Source organism: Geodermatophilus sp. SYSU D01180 (genome assembly GCF_054050415.1).
In genome coordinates, this window is sequence record NZ_JBJGZH010000001.1 from 576,247 (window position 1) to 595,931 (window position 19,685).

At 68.0% G+C, this 19,685-nt stretch carries 18 protein-coding genes; 11 read left to right on the forward strand and 7 right to left on the reverse strand.

From position 1 onward, the window contains the following. Nucleotides 1-978 precede the first annotated feature (978 nt). The 4 genes from ACI8AA_RS02575 (at nucleotide 979) to ACI8AA_RS02590 (ending at nucleotide 5,757) form a co-directional block, all read left to right on the forward strand. Nucleotides 979-2,745: a hypothetical protein gene (locus tag ACI8AA_RS02575; RefSeq protein ID WP_457042947.1), complete on the forward strand. Its 1,767-nt coding sequence runs from the start codon at nucleotides 979-981 to the stop codon at nucleotides 2,743-2,745. Next, on the forward strand, nucleotides 2,742-3,839 hold the full coding sequence (locus ACI8AA_RS02580) for a hypothetical protein (protein ID WP_457042948.1): 1,098 nt from the start codon (nucleotides 2,742-2,744) through the stop codon (nucleotides 3,837-3,839). Before ACI8AA_RS02575 ends, ACI8AA_RS02580 begins: the two co-directional genes overlap by 4 nt. Nucleotides 3,840-4,098: 259 nt before the next feature. Continuing rightward, the gene (locus ACI8AA_RS02585; protein WP_457042949.1) at nucleotides 4,099-4,929 is read left to right on the forward strand and encodes a hypothetical protein; all 831 of its coding nucleotides are present in this window, start codon (nucleotides 4,099-4,101) and stop codon (nucleotides 4,927-4,929) included. 495 nt (nucleotides 4,930-5,424) lie between these two features. Continuing rightward, on the forward strand, nucleotides 5,425-5,757 hold the full coding sequence (locus tag ACI8AA_RS02590; protein ID WP_457042950.1) for a hypothetical protein: 333 nt from the start codon (nucleotides 5,425-5,427) through the stop codon (nucleotides 5,755-5,757). On the opposite strand, the gene ACI8AA_RS02595 is transcribed toward ACI8AA_RS02590, so the two are convergent. After that, nucleotides 5,754-6,803, reverse strand: a complete 1,050-nt coding sequence (locus tag ACI8AA_RS02595; RefSeq protein ID WP_457042951.1) for a hypothetical protein — start codon at nucleotides 6,801-6,803, stop codon at nucleotides 5,754-5,756. The two genes, ACI8AA_RS02590 and ACI8AA_RS02595, sit on opposite strands and share 4 nt — an antisense overlap. Before the next feature lie 928 nt (nucleotides 6,804-7,731). Then, the gene (locus tag ACI8AA_RS02600) at nucleotides 7,732-8,871 is read right to left on the reverse strand and encodes a DNA sulfur modification protein DndB (RefSeq protein ID WP_457042952.1); all 1,140 of its coding nucleotides are present in this window, start codon (nucleotides 8,869-8,871) and stop codon (nucleotides 7,732-7,734) included. A 496-nt stretch (nucleotides 8,872-9,367) separates the two neighbouring features. On the opposite strand from ACI8AA_RS02600, the gene ACI8AA_RS02605 reads away from it, so the two are divergent. From ACI8AA_RS02605 to ACI8AA_RS02620, 4 genes are all read left to right on the forward strand, one after another. Beyond that, nucleotides 9,368-10,204, forward strand: a complete 837-nt coding sequence (locus ACI8AA_RS02605; RefSeq protein WP_457042953.1) for a hypothetical protein — start codon at nucleotides 9,368-9,370, stop codon at nucleotides 10,202-10,204. Continuing rightward, nucleotides 10,201-10,641, forward strand: coding sequence for a hypothetical protein (locus ACI8AA_RS02610; protein ID WP_457042954.1), 441 nt, complete (start codon nucleotides 10,201-10,203; stop codon nucleotides 10,639-10,641). The genes ACI8AA_RS02605 and ACI8AA_RS02610 overlap by 4 nt, the downstream gene beginning before the upstream one ends. A gap of 634 nt (nucleotides 10,642-11,275) precedes the next feature. Beyond that, nucleotides 11,276-11,641: a YciI family protein gene (locus ACI8AA_RS02615; RefSeq protein ID WP_457042955.1), complete on the forward strand. Its 366-nt coding sequence runs from the start codon at nucleotides 11,276-11,278 to the stop codon at nucleotides 11,639-11,641. 82 nt (nucleotides 11,642-11,723) lie between these two features. Then, entirely contained in the window at nucleotides 11,724-12,290 is a 567-nt protein-coding gene (locus ACI8AA_RS02620; RefSeq protein WP_457042956.1) for a dihydrofolate reductase family protein, read from the forward strand. Here the strand turns inward: ACI8AA_RS02620 and ACI8AA_RS02625 are convergent. Next, on the reverse strand, nucleotides 12,287-13,273 hold the full coding sequence (locus ACI8AA_RS02625) for a DMT family transporter (protein WP_457042957.1): 987 nt from the start codon (nucleotides 13,271-13,273) through the stop codon (nucleotides 12,287-12,289). The two genes, ACI8AA_RS02620 and ACI8AA_RS02625, sit on opposite strands and share 4 nt — an antisense overlap. Before the next feature lie 73 nt (nucleotides 13,274-13,346). Between ACI8AA_RS02625 and ACI8AA_RS02630 the strand changes: the two genes are divergently transcribed. Further along, nucleotides 13,347-14,297 (forward strand): LysR family transcriptional regulator, encoded by a 951-nt coding sequence (locus ACI8AA_RS02630; RefSeq protein ID WP_457042958.1) that lies wholly within the window; start codon nucleotides 13,347-13,349, stop codon nucleotides 14,295-14,297. A gap of 60 nt (nucleotides 14,298-14,357) precedes the next feature. Further along, a complete protein-coding gene (locus tag ACI8AA_RS02635; protein WP_457042959.1) occupies nucleotides 14,358-14,930 on the forward strand; it encodes a dihydrofolate reductase family protein in 573 nt (190 codons plus the stop codon). A gap of 194 nt (nucleotides 14,931-15,124) precedes the next feature. Here the strand turns inward: ACI8AA_RS02635 and ACI8AA_RS02640 are convergent, their stop codons facing one another. Next, the gene (locus ACI8AA_RS02640; protein WP_457042960.1) at nucleotides 15,125-15,652 is read right to left on the reverse strand and encodes a dihydrofolate reductase family protein; all 528 of its coding nucleotides are present in this window, start codon (nucleotides 15,650-15,652) and stop codon (nucleotides 15,125-15,127) included. A 66-nt stretch (nucleotides 15,653-15,718) separates the two neighbouring features. After that, on the reverse strand, nucleotides 15,719-16,102 hold the full coding sequence (locus ACI8AA_RS02645; RefSeq protein WP_457042961.1) for a YybH family protein: 384 nt from the start codon (nucleotides 16,100-16,102) through the stop codon (nucleotides 15,719-15,721). Between the two features lie 98 nt (nucleotides 16,103-16,200). Here ACI8AA_RS02645 and ACI8AA_RS02650 point away from each other — a divergent pair, with 98 nt between their 5' ends. After that, nucleotides 16,201-17,043 (forward strand): alpha/beta fold hydrolase, encoded by an 843-nt coding sequence (locus ACI8AA_RS02650; protein ID WP_457042962.1) that lies wholly within the window; start codon nucleotides 16,201-16,203, stop codon nucleotides 17,041-17,043. A 14-nt stretch (nucleotides 17,044-17,057) separates the two neighbouring features. Here ACI8AA_RS02650 and ACI8AA_RS02655 read toward each other — a convergent pair whose 3' ends face one another. Next, nucleotides 17,058-18,011, reverse strand: a complete 954-nt coding sequence (locus ACI8AA_RS02655) for a hypothetical protein (protein WP_457042963.1) — start codon at nucleotides 18,009-18,011, stop codon at nucleotides 17,058-17,060. A 162-nt stretch (nucleotides 18,012-18,173) separates the two neighbouring features. Next, a complete protein-coding gene (locus ACI8AA_RS02660; RefSeq protein ID WP_457042964.1) occupies nucleotides 18,174-19,622 on the reverse strand; it encodes an amino acid permease in 1,449 nt (482 codons plus the stop codon). Nucleotides 19,623-19,685 lie beyond the last annotated feature (63 nt).

The following is a 19,685-nucleotide window of genomic DNA, read 5'->3' on the forward strand; positions in this document are numbered from 1 at the left end:
GACGGGCACTGCCTGGGCGCTCGGCGGGGCGCCGCAGTGGGGCCAATATCGGTCATGCGACGACGAGGTGCCCCTGAAGGCGGTTCTGGGGACACCTGCATTCCCAGCCGTCGCGATGAAGAAGTAGCGGGACAGTCGGGGACGACAGGTCCGTCGTACCCGCGCACTTGAACCTCAGGAGCGCGAGCGAGGCGTGCTCCCTAGTGGCTCATCATGCGGACTCAGCACGGCATCCACCGCGGCCCGGATCCGGCCGTCGGAGTACGGCCACAGGTGGCCGTAGGTGTCGACGGTCTCGGAGGCCGACGCGTGGCTGAGCCGCGCCCGGAAGGTGATCACCGACTCGCCGTATCGCGAGCAGGCTGACGTAGAGGGTCGGAGGCCGTGGAGGGTCACGATGTCCTCCACTGACCGCGCGCATAGCCGGGCGCCCCACCGTGGCGGAGAAGGCCGTCCGGCGGATCGGATTGCCGAATTCGGCCGTGAGAACGAAGCCGTCACTGGGCCACCGCGTGAGGTGGGCGGCGAGGGCGTCGACGACGACTTAGGGAGCGGCACCATGCGGACTCAGGCCTGGGTCTTGGGTCGTGGCAGATAGGGCGGGCGGTCGGGCAAGGTGACCACCTGCCGGTCGAAGGTGGGCTGCCGGCGGAGGAAGTCAATCCGGCCGACGGTCAGCCCGACGGCCGCTCCCCGCCGCAGGACCGTCCCCGCGGCCAAGGCAATCAGCGCCCAGTAGCACTCGGGGACGGCCTCGATCAGTGCCCGGACACCTTCCGCCCGCCTCTATGGCGGCCTTCGACTCTCCCAACCGGAAGGACTTACTCGTCCAGGTGTCGTGCCAGAGGCTCATGCGGGCCGGTCGCGCGCCGAACTGGGCAGCTCTCGCGTGTCGAATCCGTCGCATCCCACCGCAGAACAACATGCTCGGCTAGTCTCGAATGAGACCGTTCACGGGAGGCGTCTATGAATCGACGGGTGTATGAACTCGCTCGAGAACTCGACGTTCCATCAGACGCAATCCTTGCGTATCTGTCGGAGATCGGAGAGTTCGCCAGATCGGCGACTAGCGCGGTCGCTGAACCGATCACGCGGCAGGTGATTAGTCATTTCGGTGGCTCATCGCGAAGAGTCGGCCCGGCACGGCCGGTCGAGACTCCTTCAAGACAAGTCAAGACTCCCGCAACGACACTGACCTGGCAGGCCAACCCAGTTAAAGAGCCAACGAGTCAAGATGTCGTTTACCACGTGAATCGACTCGAAGGCAGGTTCCCCGAATTCGCTAAGCATCGGTCGATGCTTAGGGCGCTGGGGTCGCAGTTTGTGTACGCCGACTCAATCCGAACCCCAGATGGTAAAGAATGCGGGGTGGCCCTAGCCCGGTTTAGTGGCGCAATTGAGGCGGCCTTCGGATTGACACGCGAAGTCCTCTTTTTCTACTCGCCCTACTACGACCTGCAGAGCCGAACCTTCAAGGTTGCTAAAGACGCGTTGGGGCGACTGCCGCGCGAAGTCACCCCCGACATCATATTCTTCAGTTCACCAGACGACCGCCTGACCATCAAACTAAAGCAATGGTCCAACTTGCAGTTCACGGCGATCTCGCTCCCGACCTCCATGGACGCCGAACCCCTCTCTTTCATCGCGACCCTGCGCGACTCCATCTACGCGCGAAATCTCTTCTATGAGACGACTCCCGTCAGTGGTAATAGGTTCTTTGGTCGCAAGACGCTGATGCAGGAACTGCGCGACGACATCGCTAATCAGCGCGTGTCGGGGTTGTTCGGTCTCCGCAAGAGCGGAAAGACGAGCATTCTCTTCCAACTTGCAGAGACGCTTGAGAGCGACATCTTGATCCCGGTATTCATTGACCTCGAAACACTACCGACTCCGCCTACCGATCCGAGCCCCGAGTTCATGCGAGAGACTGCTCAGCAAATTGCGGCTGAGCTCTCGAAGCGCAGGATTCACCATTCAGAGCTTGCGGGAACGCCTGACGGCTGGTCGATCCCTGTCTTTAAATCTGCTATCGACGCCATTGCGCGGCGACTGGAAGGGCGGGGTATCACCTTGGTCCTGCTCCTTGATGAGATTGAGTTCCTAACGCCGTCGGATCAAGTCGACACCCAGGAGGCTGCGTTTCCTGGAGTTGCTCAGGCGTTAGCGAGCCTTCGGGCTGTCGCACAATCCACAAGCAACTTCACCTTCATACTTTCGGGCTTGACAAACCATATCCTCGAGAACGGCCGGCTTTATGGCCGCCCCAACCCGCTGTTCTCGTGGGCAAAAGCGCGATACGTCGGCCCCTTTTCCCGAACGGAAGCCGACGAGCTTGCGACGGCGGTAGGCTCACGGATGGGGATTGAAATTCAAGATGGAGCGTTGCAAGCGCTATACGAGGCGTCCGGCGGACATGCCTATCTCTACCGAAATCTGGCCTCCGAGGTGGTGGGCAGTCTGCCAACGGAGACATATAGACGAGTAATGCGCACCTCTGACGTACTCCATGCACTCATCCCATGGCGCAGGTCGGTCGCCGGCAATATCGAGGAAATTCTCGGCCACTTGGCCCGATACTATCCTACCGAGAGCATTCTGTTGGAGACGCTGCAGGACCACCCCGAGGATTTTCGTGACATCGCGGCCGGTGAAGATCAGGCTGTCCATCACTTAATCAGTCTCGGCCTGATACATGAAGATGCGGGGAAGATTGAGCCGAGCGTTCTGCTGGAGCTTCGCTCATGACCGCGGAAGAGCAGTGGTTGCGGAATCTGCCCCTCAAGATGAGGCAGTTTTCAATGGTGTTCCTTCAACTGGGCAGTGCGGCCGCCCGCTTGCGGGCTTCGATCACAACGCTTAAAGGCCAGCACGTCGACGTGATGGATCTACTGAATGAGCGGGTGGCTCTTTCTTGTGACCTCGTCTTCATTCATCAGTTCGACCGCCTCAAGGAACGTCGGGGCGACGAACTGGGTCGATTTCGAGACTTGGTTATGCGCGAGGCGCAGAATGCTCGAGTGTTTGCATTCCTGTCAACGGCACCCAAGACTGCATACCCGGAGACTCGAGGTAGCGACATAGTCGCCGACGCCAAGCAGATCTTCCCTACCTGGCTATTTGACAAGGCGGGTGTCAACGGACCGTCCTCGGACGGGCCGGAGTTCGATTTCCTAGTGCGCTGCATTCGCGAGTTGGGGGATCGGACAGTCGTCGTGTTAAGTGAAGCGCTCTGGGAACAGCAACTGTCCCCTCGTGATGTACTGGAGTGGCTTCCGCGGCTGGATGTTGAGGCATTGCGCGGGGCAGGATTGGTCTCCGCATCCGGAGACGAGGTGTCTTGGAGTCTCACTGGGTCGTCCTTTAGGTCCACCAGGGCAGCGGTTGCCCTTGTGGCCTCCGAAAGTGTGAGCTATCGAACCGCAGTGCCTGACTCATTTGCTGAGATGTGGATGCTTGAGCGAATGATCCGGAACGCGGTCCGTTCGGCACTGATTGGTAAGATGGGCGACGGTTGGCGCGAAACATGTCTGCCGGAAGCACTGAAAGCCGACGTTCTCGATCGGGCTCGACGGGATTCGCAGCCACGAGCCAGGAAGATGGCCGACTTGCGAGATCCACTGGAGTGGTTGAGTACTAGCGAGCTACTTGACCTGCGAGAGACCCGTGAGTTGGGACCGCTGGGGATGGAGCAACACTACTGGTCGCGGCTGAGGGTAGAAATCCTCCCGATCCGCAATCGTCTCGCGCACATGCGGTTGATTGACGAGACGGACCTTCGGCGGATTGCAACGTGGCGCAAGATCGTATCCGAGAAGGCGATAGCCGCGTCAGGCGATTGACGGGAACTCGTCATGGGCGGCTTTGACCCGGACGGTCCAAAGTTGAGGCCGGTGGTGTCAGAACCGCGGGCCAGGGCCCGAGGCGTGGTTCGTGCGTCTGAGGTTGGTCCCACGAGTGCGGTGAGCTCGGCGATAGGGCTCGGTCGTGGGGAGAAGAGTCCGCCTCAGACGTTCACTTAGCATGGACAGTGCGATTTTGGCGGGCAAACTCACGTTTCGAGCCGCCGAAGGTAGGCTTAGCACAGGGGCGTAAAGGATCATGAGTTCCAGCCGCAATCGTCCGGAGGAAGACCTCGCGCGGACGGTAATCGAGCAGACCCTCGGTCTGCCTGTGGAACTGAACGACACCTGTGGGCGCCAAGGAGCGTGGGACTTCACCATCAACCCTGCGGGAGAGCCGCAGGCCTTAGAGGTGGTTCGCTACCTCGATCCCAAATCTATCAGGAATGCGGCCGCATCTAAGAGATACATGTCAGGGGAAGTTCGCATCGCCGGCCTGCGCCGCGTCTGGCAACTCTACGTCGACGACAACGGTCGGCATCCGAACTACTCCCGGCTCAAAAGGCAGCTGCGGGCCCCACTACTGGCCGCCGAGGCGGCTGGCTCAACGGAGATTGAGGCCTACGACCGCTGGACGCTGTCCAAGCCCATCGTCCAGCCTATCGCTGCTGCCCTGGCGGAGCTCAATCTTGTTCGGGCCTGGGCGCTCGATGCTCCCAGTCCCGACCTTGAGGGACAAGTGTGGGTCGTCACCGGGCGCAGCTTCAGCACCGGCCTAGGGAGTGAACCTGGTTTGCTGGAGTTGGAGGAGTACCTGTCCAGCGCGGAAATTGAGGACGTTCGTGGAAAGCTGGCGAGCAGCGGGATGGCCCGCCGGCACGCATTCGTCTGGCTGCACAGCACTGGAGCGGCGAGCAGTTGGCGCCTTTTCGGCAAGGCCGACGAATCTGAGCTGCCCGGGCGGCCACCGCGGTTGCCCGACGAGATCACCGACGTCTGGTGGCTCTCCGGCGGGCGCGGCTGGCGCTGGTCGCCAGATGGTTGGTCCGAGCTGGGGCTCAATGAAGTGACTGGACCGACCGACAGCTGACGGGTTCCTACTGCGGCACATGGCCTCTCCCCGTGCCGCGGCGGTCAAGGTCCCGCCGAGCCCTCCGCGGCGGTGAGGGATTGCGCGAAGGGCCAGGGTAGCCAACAGGTACTCGACGTACGAGACCGGCAGCGAGTACTCCGTCGGGCCTAGCGCGGCCTGCATGCCGTGCGTAGGGCGGCTCAAGTGCTCATCGGTGGCATCCGAGTGTGGTGGCGACCAGCCAGGCTTGGTCTTCAGCAAGATCCATTGTCGGCTTCCTCGGCCAGGAGTTGCCGACGGTGGAATTGCAGGTCAGCAGCATGATCAGCTCTTAGCGTGTTAGTCAAGACACGGCAACCCGTCCCCGGTGTACAGGCCGATTCGTCCGTCGCCCCTCGCCTGACTTGCGTCGTCAGGTCCGGCGGGGGTCCCCGTTCCTCAGTTGTCCCTCCGCCGCAGGAGCCAGCACGGCGTCCACCGGGCCCGTGTCCGGTCGTCGGAGTCCGGCCACAGATGGCCCGCCAGCTGCGAGTGGCCCGCCGCTCGGCGATCAAGCAACGCACCCAGGCCCTGCTGCAGCTGCAAGCCCTGGCCGACACCGCACCCGACGAGCTCCGCGACGCCATCAAGGCCCTGAGCTACACGGCGCTCATCGACACCGCCGCCCGCTTCCGACCCGGGGAGATGACCACCCCGACCGCGGCGGCCAAGTACGCCATAAACGCCCTCGCCCGCCGCATCCAGCACCTCGACACCGAGATCGACGGCCTCGACGCCACCTCAAGGACATCCTCACCGCCGCCCACCCGCAGCTGCTCCAAGCGCACGGAGTCGCCCCGGCGCTAGACGCTTTTGGACGCAGTAGTAGTGCTAAAGGCAAAGGATGCGTAATCAGTCTCCGTGGCCTCTCGTAAGACTCTGTTGATCGAGAAACCGCCCTCGGAGAGCTCCTCCACTCCTTGTAGGGTCAGCCTGCACACCGGGCATCGAAACGATAATGCTTTCAGTACGACCGTGGCTGAGGTGCCGGCGCCCGTCTCGTCCGCCTCATAGTCTATGTCCGCCTCGCCAGACAGCACACCCGTCTGATTGCAGGCGGGGCACTCGATGGGTCGGTGGTCATCAGAGCCGATATGGCTTAGTGTGGTCAGTCGGTTGATCGCCTGAAGTTCCGTCTGGTGATCATTGGCCGACAATCCCGCGAATCGTTCCTTGAAGGCTCCCATAGCGCGGATGAGTCGTAGGGCCACTGTCTGATGAACGACCGTCGCGTGCTCATCGAGGAGCGCCTCGGCGGCAGCTGTATATTCGCCGAAGACGGAGTACACGCCACGACTCATCTTCTCGGCAATGTCGGTCGCGCCGCGGACGGCCAACTGGGCGACTTCGTCGGCCGCTCCGCCGTCATCACCTACATGAGCTACGCCGTTTCGGGCTTGAGTGACTAGGTCGAACCGCTTGGCGTATGCCCTGCCGGCCGCCTCATTGCCGCTCGACACGAGTGTCCCTATCCGTTCGAGGGCTCCCTGCAGGCCGACGGTTCTTAGAACGTGACCAGGCTTCAGTTGCGGTCCTTGGCCAGTGAGGCGCACGAGTGACAAAAAATCGAGTCGGGATTCGACTAGCAAGGTTGGGTGGACACTAGCGAGGTAGGACTTTGCAAGGTGCTCAAGCATCGTGCCAAACTGCAGTGACGCATCATCGTGCTCGCCGGCGGCGCGCGCCCGGAACCCGCGGCGCGCATGCCGCCGTGCGGAAGCAAGCAAGGTATCGGCGTTCAGGGAGGGCCCCAGCGGGGCCTTGCGCAGACGTTCCCTGGTGACGTCCGCCGAGGGCGTCCTCGGGGTACGGACGTGTCCTTGCGAGGCTGCTGGCTGCTCGGTGCTGTCCACGGCATCCATGCTGAATCACAGCCTTCTGGATGCGAGGCAGCAACGCGCTGCGAGCGTGATGGGATGCACCGGGCGGCTGCGGGCCTGAAGGCGTTCTAGCTGCGCCGCACGCACCAGGCAGCGAAGGCGTGATTCACCGCGAACGTAGGCATCGACAGAAGCCGTCTGCACGGACCGTCGACAGCTGGGCAGGGATCCTGGAGGCGGCAGTGCTGCCCGTCGCAGGCAGCCGAGCTTGCGGGACTCGCCGGCGGATTCCTCAATCGTTCCTCAGCAGAGTCAATTGCTGGCCATCTCGACTAGGCACTGCCAACAGCGAAAAGGCAGGTCAGAGCTGTGATCAGTCTTTAGTCAGTCTCAGGCAATGAGCGGGGAACCGTCCCCGGCGTACAGACCGCCTCATCCGTCGCCCGCGCCTGACCTGCATGTCCAGCTGGCGGCGGCCCTCGTCGGTCCGCGGAGACTTCGCAAGTCCTCCGAGGACGGAGTCGACGGCACCCCTCGTGCGGTCGTCGGATTCGGGCCAGAGCTGGTTGTACGTATCGAGGGTCTCGGCGGCGGACGCGTCAGTAAGCCGTGCCTAGACGGTCTTCACCGACTCGCCGTGCCGGATGAGCAAGCTTGCGTCCAAGTGCCGCAGCGAGTGGAAGGTGGCCGAGCTGTCCAGGCCGGCTCGGCGGACTGCCGGCCGCCAGACGGTGGCAGGAGAAAGACGTCCGCCGGATCGGTGAGGCGAGCTCGGTCGTGAAGACGAAGCCGCCGGTCGGTTAGGCGGCCAGGCTTGCGGCGAGAGCGTCGACGACGACCTGGGGAGCGCCAATGCTTCATGCTTCGCGTTCCACAGGACTCGGGCGTTTCGCTCAGTCGCCCGCGCCGGACAGGGCCAGCAGCTTGAGTTGTCATGACGGGTGATTCGGGTTGGTCAAGCTCAGTGGTCCCGCTCCCGAGCGCTCACTGCCACTGGTTTCATTGCTCTCCCACGAGAAGCCCGAGTGCGCCTATCGACCTTCCCACTTCCTGGGGAGATCAAATCGGCGACTTTTCTGCTCGCCCTCGTAAATTCTTGCTTCCTCGCAGTCGGGGTTCTGTCGGTTTCCGCCACAAATCCAGTCTCGCGCCAAAGCTTAGCTCTCGGGTCAAAGTCAAGAAGGGGTAGTTCACCCTCAACCCGCTTCCAACCTGAGCCGTTCTGTAGCGCGATGGCTACGGCACTCGCCAACATCCTGAGGGTGGTCGACGACACGAGAATGCTGGTTTCGCGCAGCGCGGGAATCGTTGACGGATCCGCGACCGCCTTCTGCAGTTCTGGCCGACTGGTCAGTAGTGCATCTAGGAAACTCCGACCAAGCTCAGTAACCTGTTCTACCGATGGAGACTGACCAGGAAATTGGGGACCTACTAAGCGCATGAGCGCATCGCGAAGCGCTGCGGTGGTATACAGGAGTGGAGCCTTAGGTGGAACCCGAGTCTTTCGTTGTTCCACCAGGTTCTTCAGTAGGGGATGGTGGGGGATCAATTCTTTATTCAAGGCTACTGCGTACGGGTCTACAGTGTTGAAGCGCGCATAAAGGGATTTAGGCACCGGCTTGGGCGTGTAGTTGACCGTAGCAAAGAGTTCGCGTCTTCCCTCGTCGCTCGCCTCAAGAACAATCCAGACTGCAATCTCGCTTTGAGTCAAGGTGCCAGAGGCATCCTTCTCCCTCGCCAGAGAAATCCCAGCGCACCGATGCTGCCCGTCAAGATATGTAACCTTGGCGCCCGTGCCTATTGTTATCCATCCGGTCCGGAGCTTCCGCCCCTCTCCGTCTGTGAGCGCCTCGAAGCTTGCGGCACGATCGATCAGGAGAACCACTGGAGGAACTATGGGTTTCTCTGAGCCGAGCAGGTAATCGCAGAATGCCCTGGCATGCTGAGGGTCGAGGATGCGCTGCTCTTCTAGCCCAGCATCCGATGGATCGAGGTCGACCGGAAATAGTCTTGGGAGATCGGACATCTTGACGGTCGTCATGTACGCGTGACGGCCACCCTGCTGCGTTTGGAAGCCGAGAAGTCGAAGTCCTTCAGGCATGTATTTCCTCCTTCAGGACAGCTTACTTGTCCGTTGAGGCTGACACGACCACATCAGCCCTTGCCACCTCGTCGGCGTGATCCTGTAACTGATGTCCGCCACTCCACGCGGGTGCCGTTGCGTCGTGGTCGGTATCCGTGGTGGAGGTGCCGGCTGTCGAGGTCTTGCGTCCAAGCGGCTGTCATCGACGGGCTTGTCGGCAAGTGGTCCTGGTGATCGCAAAGGTGGCTGGCAACTCCGTCGCGTCGCTGCTCTCTCATGAGGCCGGTCTGACCGCCTACCGGATGCCCCGACTGGGAACGACTCAGCGTAGCGGGACGGTAACCGAAGTCGCCTCTTGCGCCGTAGGTCGGGTCGTGCGAGCGTCGCCACCCTCGGGTCGTAAAGAACCTACCTTGTCCATGCAGGGTACCTGCCCGAGCACGTGGACCGGGTCGCGTCGAGTTCGACCCGGCCAAGCTCTCGGATCGTCTGAGGGCATTGGCAAAGGAGGGACATGACGACGTTCACCATCCCGAGCAGCGCGGAGGAGTTGCGTGTCGAGCTAGCAGGCATCCACGGCCTGCTCAACGCGAAGAAGTGGCAGCGTGCCGCGCTCGTCTGGGCCTTCACCGTGCCAGACGAGCGCGGTATTCCTGCCCAGGAACGGGCAAGCTCCCCCTGGTCCATCACCGGCTTCGCCGAGCTCGGGTTCACCGGGTTGAGTAAGCGGGACACCGTGGCCCGCTACCGCAACGCCTGGCAGGCCGCGATGGACGCGGGGAAGGCCCACGCAGTCGAACCGGGGGACACCGTGGACCTGCCGGACTTGGACTGGCCGCCGGACACCGGCCACCACCGCTACCTCCAGCCCGCCGAGAACGTCGGGGAACTGGTCGCAGCGGCGCGCTCCGCCGACGTCGGGGTGACCAAGGTGCTCGACATCACCGAGAACCCGCGAGCAATGGCGGTCGCGCTGGAGCACGGCAGCCCCCGGGTGGTTCGGGAGGCCCGGCAGGCGCTCGCCCGGCGGAGGGAGGCCGCCGAGCGCAGGCTCGACCGGACGATGGCCGAGCACGGCGCGATGACCCGCGAGGAACGCCGTGAGTACGAGCAGAACAAGCCTAACCGGGGGCACGAGCAGTTCTCCTGGCTGGTCGGCGTCTTCCAGGACATCGAGGCCCAGCTCCGGGCGGCAGAGCGGCGGCTCGACCGCGAGGGGCTGTTGATGGACGGCAAGCACATCGACGTCGCGCACCGGGAAGGCGATGACGCCCGGATGCGGCTGGAGCTGATCTTGCTCAAGCTCCGCAGCGACATCTCCACCGCCGACTTCGAGGGAGGCACCCGATGAGCGACAACAGCACCGACTACGAGGACCCCGATGAGGTCGCCGAGCGCCGTCAGCGGATGGTCGACGCGGTCGAGGCCAACCCGTACATCACCACGCCGGAGCTGGCGGACCTGCTCGGCGTCTCGCGGGGGAGGCTGCACTCGGATGCGCACTTCATCCGGCGGGACGGGCTCAAGCTGTGCTACCTGAGCGACCCGGAGACCGGGAGCTGGGGCTGGCTGCTGCCGGAGGCGGTGCGGGACCAGAAGCGGTACGCGCACCGGCGGGACCGAATCGTGTTCGGCCACATGGACATGGTCCAGCGGTTCATCCGGAGCGCCCGTGAGGAGCACCCGAACGACGGCTTCCTACGGCTTGTCGAGCGGACGATCAACCGGGCGGTCGAAGACCTAGAAGACCTGCTCGGTAGCGGCGAGATCGAGGGCCTTGCCCTCTGAGACGCGGACCGGACGCCCCCACCTGAACTGGGGGCGTCCGGCTTGCCCACCGAAGCACATACCCGCGGCCACCGGGACACCCCGCCTAGATTCGCGACGCTTTACTCTTCTGGGCCGACGGTCTCTTGCCTGTCCCGTGTGTAGAACTGGACGTTCCGGTGGCTCTGTCACCTACCCCACGATGCGCGAGGGCCGCATCTGCAGCGCCTCCTTGACCAGTCGGCGCAGCGAGATCTCGCCGATGCCCCTCGAGTTGGCCCGCCGGGTCTGCATGGCGACAACCCGTTGGTCGCACCGAGACCCGCGGTCAGCCAAGCTGGCCGTCAGGGAGCATCGCGCATTCCTCATTCGTTCCTCAGCAGGGTCCATCTCGGCCGGTGTTGTCCGATCACCTTCAACGAGGAAGGTGCAGGTCAGGGCAGCAATCAGTCGTTAGTAATTCTCAGTCAATGACCCGGGAATCGTCCCCGGCGTACAGGCCGACTCGTCCGTCGTCCCCCTCCGGGCCGCGGTCCCGCGGCCGGGGAGTCGGTCCGTCCTGCCGGCGGGACCCGGCCGATGAGTCGGCGCGGCGACCGGGGTCCCCCTTCCGTGGAGCGGCCGGACCGGCCGCGGCGACGACCCGGGAGGATTCGTGACGCAGTACCTGCTGTCCATGCCGCACGACTCGGCCGAGGAGCCGACGATGGCGTCGATGGACCCCGCCGAGCTGGAGGCCGCCCTGGCGGCGGCCGGTGCCTTCCTGCAGGAGCTGGTGGCGTCCGGCGCGCTGGTCTTCGCCGGGGGGCTGCACCCGCCGTCGAGCGCGGTCACCGTCGACCACACCGGGGACGACCTCGCCGTCACCGACGGGCCGTTCACGCAGGCGCCGGAGTACCTCGGCGGCTTCTGGGTCGTCGAGGCGCCGGACCGGGAGACCGCCGTCTCCTGGGCCGCGAAGGCGTCGAAGGCGCTCGGCGCGCGGATCGAGGTCCGCGCCTTCCAGGAGGTACCGGCATAGCCCCGTCCTCCAACGGGACCGATGAGATCGTCCGCGTCCGCCGGTCCGAGCTCCCGGACCGAGTCGTCGACCGGGAGGACGGATGCGGAAGATCGTCGTGCACCTGATGCTGTCGCTGGACGGCTTCTTCGAGGGACCGGACCGCGACCTGAGCTGGCACCGCGTCGACGAGGAGCTGCACCGGCACTTCAACGAGCTGCTCGCGGCCCACAGCGCCTTCCTCGAGGGCCGGGTCACCTACGAGCTCATGGAGGCGTTCTGGCCGACGGCCGACCAGGACCCGGACAACCCGCCGGTCATGCGCGAGTTCGCCGGCGTCTGGCGGGCGGTGCCGAAGATCGTCTTCTCCCGCACGCTGCGGGAGGTCGGCCCCAACGCCTCGCTGCGGGCCGAGGTGGACCCCGACGAGATCCGCGCACTGGAGCAGCGGCCCGGCGGGGACATGACGCTCGGCGGGGTCGACCTGGTCGAGACCTTCCGCCGGCTGGACCTCGTCGACGAGTACCGGCTCTACGTCAACCCGGTCGTCGTCGGCCGCGGTCGACGGCTGTTCGAGGCAGCCGACGAGCCGACCGACCTGGAGCTCGTGGAGACCCGCGGGTTCGGCAACGGGGTCGTCCTGCTGCGCTACGCCGTCCGGCGGTCCTAGTGGGTGTCGACGGTCCAGGCCCGCCGGCTCCCGGCGGCGCCGACGGCCGGGACCGGGTCGGTCAGGACGTCGGCCGGAGCCCGCCGACCCGGCCGGGGCCGCAGCTGCACGACCGCCACGGAGACCAGCACCAGCAGGCCGCCGGCGAGCTGGACCGGGGTGAGGAACTCGCCCAGGGCGAGCGCGGCCAGCGCCGTGGTGACCACGGGCTCGAACGTCGAGAGGATCGACGCGGTGGACGGTCCGGTCCTCCGCAGGCCGGCGAAGAAGGCGAGCATCGCCACGACGGTGGACACCACGGCGATGCACCCGACCCACAGCCACCCGGCCGGCCCGAGGTCGAGGTCGACGCCGCCGGTGGCCGCGGCGCGCACGGCCAGCGTGCCGGCGGCCCCGGTCATCACCAGCGCCGAGAGCACCACCGGGGGCAGGCGGTGCACCACGGTGTCGGCGACGAGGAAGTAGACGGTGTAGGTCACCGCGGCGCCGAAAGCGGCGGCCGCGCCGAGCGGGTCGAACCGCAGGGCGCCGGCGCCGAGCAGGACCAGCAGCGTCCCGGCCGACGCGACGAGCACCGCGACCACCCGGGCCGGGGTCAGCCGTTCCCGCCCGAGCGCGGCGGCGGCGAGGGTGACCAGCGCCGGGTAGGTGTAGAGCACCAGCGCCACCAGGGACGCGTCGATCCGCTCGAGCGCGGAGAAGTACAGGCCCGCCTGGGTGGCGTACCCGACCGCGCCCAGCCCGAGCCCGGTCAGCACCACCCGGCGGGGGAGCCCTCCCGGTGCCGACGGCGGCACCGCGGCGGGCCGGCCGGACCGCAGCTCCGGCCGGAGCGCCAGGACCACGCCCAGCAGCACCGCGGCCAGGGTGAACCGGAGCAGCAGCAGCGCGTCGGGCGAGACGCCGGCGGCGTAGGCGAGCTTGCCGAACACGCCCATCGCCCCGAAGCACGCCGCGGACACCAGGCACAGTGCGAGACCCACGCCCAGCAGCGTCGACCGCGGATCCGGTCACGTCCAGTGACGGTTCGTGGAGCGGACCGGTTAGCCTTCCTGCATGGTCGATCTCGACCTCCACCGCCTGCGGATGCTCCGCGAGCTGGAGGAGCGCGGCACTCTCGCCGCGGTCGCGACCGCGCTCGGCTACACCCCGTCCGCGGTGTCCCAGCAGCTCGCGGTCCTGGAGAGGGAGGCCGGGGTCCGGCTGCTGGAGAGGGTCGGTCGCGGGGTGCGCCTGACCGACGCGGGGCGCCTGCTCGCCCGGCACGCCGGCGTCCTGCTCTCGGCGGCCGAGGCCGCCCGTGCGGACCTGGCGGCGCTGACCGGCGAGGTCCGGGGCACGGTGCGGGCCGGCGGGTTGCAGTCGGCGACCCGCCGCCTGCTCATCCCGGCCCTGACGCGGATGCTGGCCGAGCGCCCGCACGTGCGGGTCGAGATCTCCGAACTGGAGCTCGAGCAGGCGCTGCCCGAGCTGCGGCTGGGCACCCTCGACGCGGTCGTCAGCGACGAGTACGACGGCCATCCCCGGCCGCGGCCGGCGGGGCTCCGGTTCGAGGTGCTGCACCGGGAGCCGCTGAGGCTGGTGCTGCCGGTCGCGCACCCGGCCGCCGCGCACGGCGGGCCCGTCGCGGTGGCGGCGCTGCGGGACGACGTCTGGGTGGCCGCGGCCGCCGGCACCGGCCACCACGCCCTCGTCGTCGGCACCTGCCGCTCGATCGGCGGCTACGACCCCGACCTGCGCCACCGGTCCAACGACGCCGACGTCCTGTTCGAGCTCGTGCGCACCGCGGGGGCCGTCGCGCTCATGCCGGCCCTCACGCTCCCGCCGGCGGACCCGACCCTGGCCGTGCGCGACGTCGCCGAGACCGACGTCGGCCGCCGGCTGACGGTGCTCACCCGGGACCAGCCCCCAGCTCCGGCGCTCAGCGCGTTCCTGGCCGCCGTCCGGACGCAGGCGCACGGGCTGGCGGCCGGGCCGGGAGCGGGGGAGCGCGACCGGCGGCGATGACTCCGGGCGCGGGCCCCGGTCTCCCCTGGCGACCGGTCGACCGCACCCCGGGAGGGCACCGTGACCGCCACCTACACCTTCGACGTCTTCTCCACCCTCGACGGCTTCGGCTCCTACGGCGAGGACGGCGACTGGGGCGGCTACTGGGGCAAGGAGGGCCCGGAGTTCCTCGACCACCGCCTCGCGCAGTACCGCGCGGAGCAGCGCCTGGTCCTCGGGGCCGCCACCTTCCGGGAGTTCGTGCAGTTCCTGGACCCGGCCCAGGTCACCGACCCGCTCAACACCCGGATGCGGACCATGCCGACGACGGTCGTGTCCACGACGCTGCAGGCCCCCCTCGACTGGCCCGACGCGACCCTCGAGCCCGGGGACGCCGTCGACGTCGTCGCCCGGCTCAAGGAGGAGTCCGCGGTGCCGCTGCGCTCGCACGGCAGCCTGTCGATGAACCGGGCGCTGATGGCCGCCGGCCTGGTCGACCGCGTGCAGGTGACGGTCTTCCCCGTGATCACCGGGAGGACCGGGACGGCACCGGTCTTCGGGGGTGCGGCCGACTTCGACCTCGAGCTGCTCGGCAGCCGGACGTTCGACGGCCGCATCCAGGAGCTCGTCTACCGGCCCACCCTGCACGGCTGACCGCCGGCGGGTCCGCCATCCCGCGACTCGTTGTCCGGTCCTGCCCCGGCCAGTACCGTCGCCCCTCCGTGGTGGGGCGTCCTCCGCGCGAGGCCCCCTGGGGTCGCCGAGGCGGGCCGCGAGGCCTTCGCCGGCTGAGCGGGGGCGCCCCGTCCGGCGTCGTCCCCGCCGGACGGGGCGCTCACCCGGCCCGGTCAGGGCCGCACGACCCGGTAGTTCACCAGCACGATCCCTGAGGGGAAGGGCCGGCACTCGATCAGCCGGAGCCTCGTGCTCGCGGTCATCGTGCCGAAGAACGGCACGCCGTCCCCCAGGAGGACGGGGACGACGGAGACGCCCAGCTCGTCGACGAGGCCGAGCTCCAGCAGCTGGGTGACCAGCCGCCCGCCGCCGAAGACGCAGACGTCCTTGCCGGGCTCGACCTCGGACCGCACGGTGTCGATCAGCCGGGTCAGGTCGCCGGAGTACGTGCGCGTGTTCCGGCCGGTCGGCAGGTCGGCGTCGTGGGTGACCACCCAGGTCGGCACGCCACCGGCACCGGCGGTGCCCATCTCCCGGTAGGTGTTCGCGCCGACGACGTAGGCCCCGGTGCGGGCCTCGGTCTCCGCGAAGCCGTAGTCCTCACCGGGGGCCATGGCGTCGTTGAGCCACGCGAGGTCCCCGGACCTCGACTGGACGAAGCCGTCCAGGCTGGCCGCCATCCCGGCGAAGACCGTCGCCATGCCGGACGAGCGTAGGCCGGGACGGCACGCGGCGGCCCCGGGCGCTGCTCCGCCGGACACGACTCCTCAGCCCGCCGTGTCGCCCTCCGCGGTGTACGAGCGGCCCGGCCAGTACGCCCACTCCTCGAAGTCCGCGACCCGGCCGTCGTCGGCGAAGCGCAGCACCCACAGGTCCCGGTACTCCTGGACCGGGTCGGTGTAGCGCACCTCCAGCCGGACCACCGCGTCCCGCCCCTCGACGGCGACCGGCTCCGCGGTCACCGTGAACGCCCGGCCCTCGTCCTCCCGCCAGAACGCCCGGATCGCCGCGTGGCCGACCTCGGACGGCTCGTAGGGGGAGCGCCGGTACCGGGCGTCGTCGGTGAACAGCCGGGCGATCCCGGCCACGTCCCCCTCCCGCCACGCGCGCTCGTACTGAGCCACCCACTGCAGCACCCCGGCGCGGTCCACGTGGCCACGCTGCCACGTCCGCCGGGACCGGCGGGGGTTCCCGCTGCCGTGCCGATCGCGCGACGATCGCCGACTCCGGACCGCCGAGGAGGGGCGCCATGACCGACACCGCTGCTGTGACGAGGACCGGCTACGCCCCGGTCAACGGACTGGAGATGTACTTCGAGGTCCACGGGCCCGCGGGGGAGCCGGCCGCCGGCCCGGTCCTCCTCCTGCACGGCGCGTACATGTCGGCCGGCGACCTCGGGCCGCTGGTGAGCGCCCTGGCCGCCACCCGCGAGGTCGTCGTCCCGGACCTGCAGGCACACGGCCGGACGGCGGACGTCGACCGCCCGATCACCTACGAGGGCCTGGCCGACGACGCCGCGGCCCTCCTCGCTCACCTCGGCATCGAGCGCGCCGACGTCCTGGGTTTCAGCATGGGCGGCGCCGCGGCGCTGCAGGTGGCCGTCCGCCACCCGGGCGTGGTCCGGACGCTGGTCGTGGTGTCGGCGTCGCACTCCAGCGAGGGGATGCAGCCGGAACTGCTGGAGATGATCCCGACCATCACGCCTGAGGCGTTCGCCGGCACTCCGATGGAGGAGGGCTACCGGGCGCTCGCGCCCGACCCCGACCACTTCCCGGTCCTCGTCCAGAAGCTCAAGACGCTCGACGAGACCCCCTTCGACTGGTCCGCCGAGGACATCCGCGGGATCACCGCGCCCACCCTGGTCGTCGCCGGGGACGCCGACGCCGTCCGCGCCGAGTCCGCGGTCGAACTCTTCCGCCTCCTCGGCGGCGGCGCGATGGGCGATCTGGCCGGCCTCCCACGGGCGCGCCTGGCCATCCTGCCGGGGACCACCCACTTCATACCGCCGGGCAGCGGCGTCCTCGACCGCCTGGACTGGCTGCTCCCCGTGGTCCTCGCGCTCTTCGACGAGCCGCCCGGGGGGACGCCCTGACCCTGCGGGAGGGGTCAGTCGTGGACGAGGACGACCTCGTACCGGTCCGCGGTGGGCGGGATGCCGGTGTCGAAGTGCGTGTTCACGACGGCGAGCCGTCCCTCGTGCCGGATGGCGGTCGCCGGGGTCCGGAAGAGGTCGCTGGTGATGACCTCCACGACGGACCCGGACGCCAGGTCCCAGCTCAGCCGGACCTCGCTCACCCGGTCGGTGTTCTGCACCGCCCACAGCGAGTCGCGGTGCAGCTCGATGCCGTCCACGGACGGCACGCTCACCCCGGCGACGACCGCGCTGTCGCCGGTGGCGGGGTCGACCGTGTAGAGCTCGCCGTTGGTCGAGTGCGCGACCACGAGCGTGGCGCCGTGGTGCGCGGCGTCGATGCCGTTGAGGTTGATCTCGCCGGCGGTGTCGGCCGCCGGCCCGTGCAGCGGCAGCGTGCGGAACGGCCCCGGCCGCCCGGAGGAGTCGATCGGCACGTGGTACAGCACGGCGCGCCGGCTGTCGGTGAACCACGCGCCCGCCGGGGTGACGACGACGTCGTTGACCAGCGTGGTGAACGGACCCCCGGGCGGCGACGGCGGCGCGAACTGGTAGGTGGCGACCGTCTTCCCGGTGTGCAGGTCGTAGACGTGCGCCTGGCCGGGGCCGCCGCCGGCGACGTAGAGCAGGCCGTGCCGGAGATCGGCGTCCATGCCGACCGCCCACCGGCCGGCCGGTGCGTCGATGAACAGCTCGGCGGTCCCCGCCTCCAGGTCGCCGCGGAAGACGTCGCCGGCGAACAGGTCGCCCGCGTAGAACGTGTCGCCCCCGCCCGCCGCGATGCCCTCGGCCGAGGTGGCGCCCGGCAGGACGATCACCTCCGGCCAGGACGCCGCCGCGGACGGGACGGTCGTGACCGTCAGGGCGACCGCGCCCGTCACCACCACCGCCGCTCGCAGGGAGCCGGTCGTCCTCCGCGTCGTCGGCACGGCTGCCTCCGGTGGGCGTCGTCGGTCGTGCGGTCGTCCCCGCCCGGACCACCGTGGCCCGCCCGCGGCCTGCGGGACAGGGCCCAACGCCCCGGTACCGGGCGGCGGTCGGGTCACGGTGGACAGCAGCAGGGACCTGGGACCTCGACGGCCGCGCGTCGCTCAGTCGTCGACCCCTCGGCGGTGGATCGGGCTGTCCGGGTTCAGGAGCGAGTGCTTCCGCCCGTAGACGGCGTAGACGACCAGCCCGATCAGCAGCCAGACCCCGAAGCGGGCCCACGTCTCCCACGGCAGCTGCCAGATGAGGAACAGCGACGCGAGCACCCCGAAGGCCGGGACGACGGGCATGAGCGGCAACCGGAACGGCCGCGGCGTGTCCGGCCGCGTGTAGCGGAACAGGATGACCGCGACGCAGACCACGATGAACGCCGACAGGATGCCGATGTTCGTCAGGTCCGCGACGGCGCGGATCGGGAAGACGCCGGCCAGCACGGCCGCCCCCACACCGGCGATCCACGTGACCCGCTGCGGGGTGCCGGTCCGGTCCACCTTGGCGAACCACGGGGGCAGCAGCCCGTCGCGGCTCATGGAGAACCAGACGCGGGTGACGCCGAGCAGGAAGGTCAGCATCACCGTCAGGATGGACAGCACGGCGAAGACGGAGATGATGCTGGCGATCACCGGCAGGCCCACGCTCTCGAAGGCGGAGGCGAAGCCCGCGGTCGGGTCGATGTCCCGGTAGTCCTGCATCCCGGTGAGCACCAGCGTCGCGGCGACGTAGAGCACCATCGCGATGACCAGCGACAGGATGATCGCCTTCGGCATGTGCTCCTTGCCGTGCTCGGCCTCCTCGGCGGCGGTGCTCATGGCGTCGTAGCCGAAGACCGCGAAGAAGACGGTGGCCGCGCCGGTGAGCACCGGGCCGAAGCCGGACGGCAGGAAGGGGTCGTAGTTCCCCGCCTCGGTGTAGAAGACGCCGAGCCCGATGATGCCGAGGATCAGCAGGATCTTGATCCCCACCGCCACCAGCTCGAACCGGCCGAAGGTCCGCGTGCCGCGGCTGAGGATGAACGTGACCAGCAGGCAGATCAGGACGGCGGGGGCGTTGACGACGCCGCCCTCCTCGGCGGACGCGGTGAGCGACGTCGGCAGGGTGAGCCCGAGGTTGTCGAGCAGCTCGCCGAGGTAGCCGGAGATGCCGATCGCCACGACGGCGACGATGGCGATGTACTCCAGGAGCAGGTCCCAGCCGATGAACCACGCGACGAGCTCGCCGAGGGCGACGTAGCCGTAGGTGTAGGCGGACCCGGCCCGCGGGATCATCCCGGCGAACTCGGCGTAGGACAGCGCCGCCGCCGCCGACGCCAGGCCCGCGATCAGGAAGGCGATGAGCACGGCCGGCCCGACGGCCTCGTTGTCCGCGTCGCCGGCGGCCACGAGCCCCGCGAGGGAGAAGATCCCGACGCCGATGATGCCGCCGACCCCGATCGCGGTCAGCTGCCACAGCCCCAGGCTCTTGGCGAGCGCGCCGCCGGCGGTGCGTTCCTCGGCGTCGTCCATCTGCTCGACCGGCAGGCGCCGCCAGACGGAGCGCTGGTCCCGAGTGCTCATGGACGTCCCCTCGTCGCGGGCCCCGTGTGCGGCGAGCGTGCCCGCGTCCCGGCGGGTCGGCAA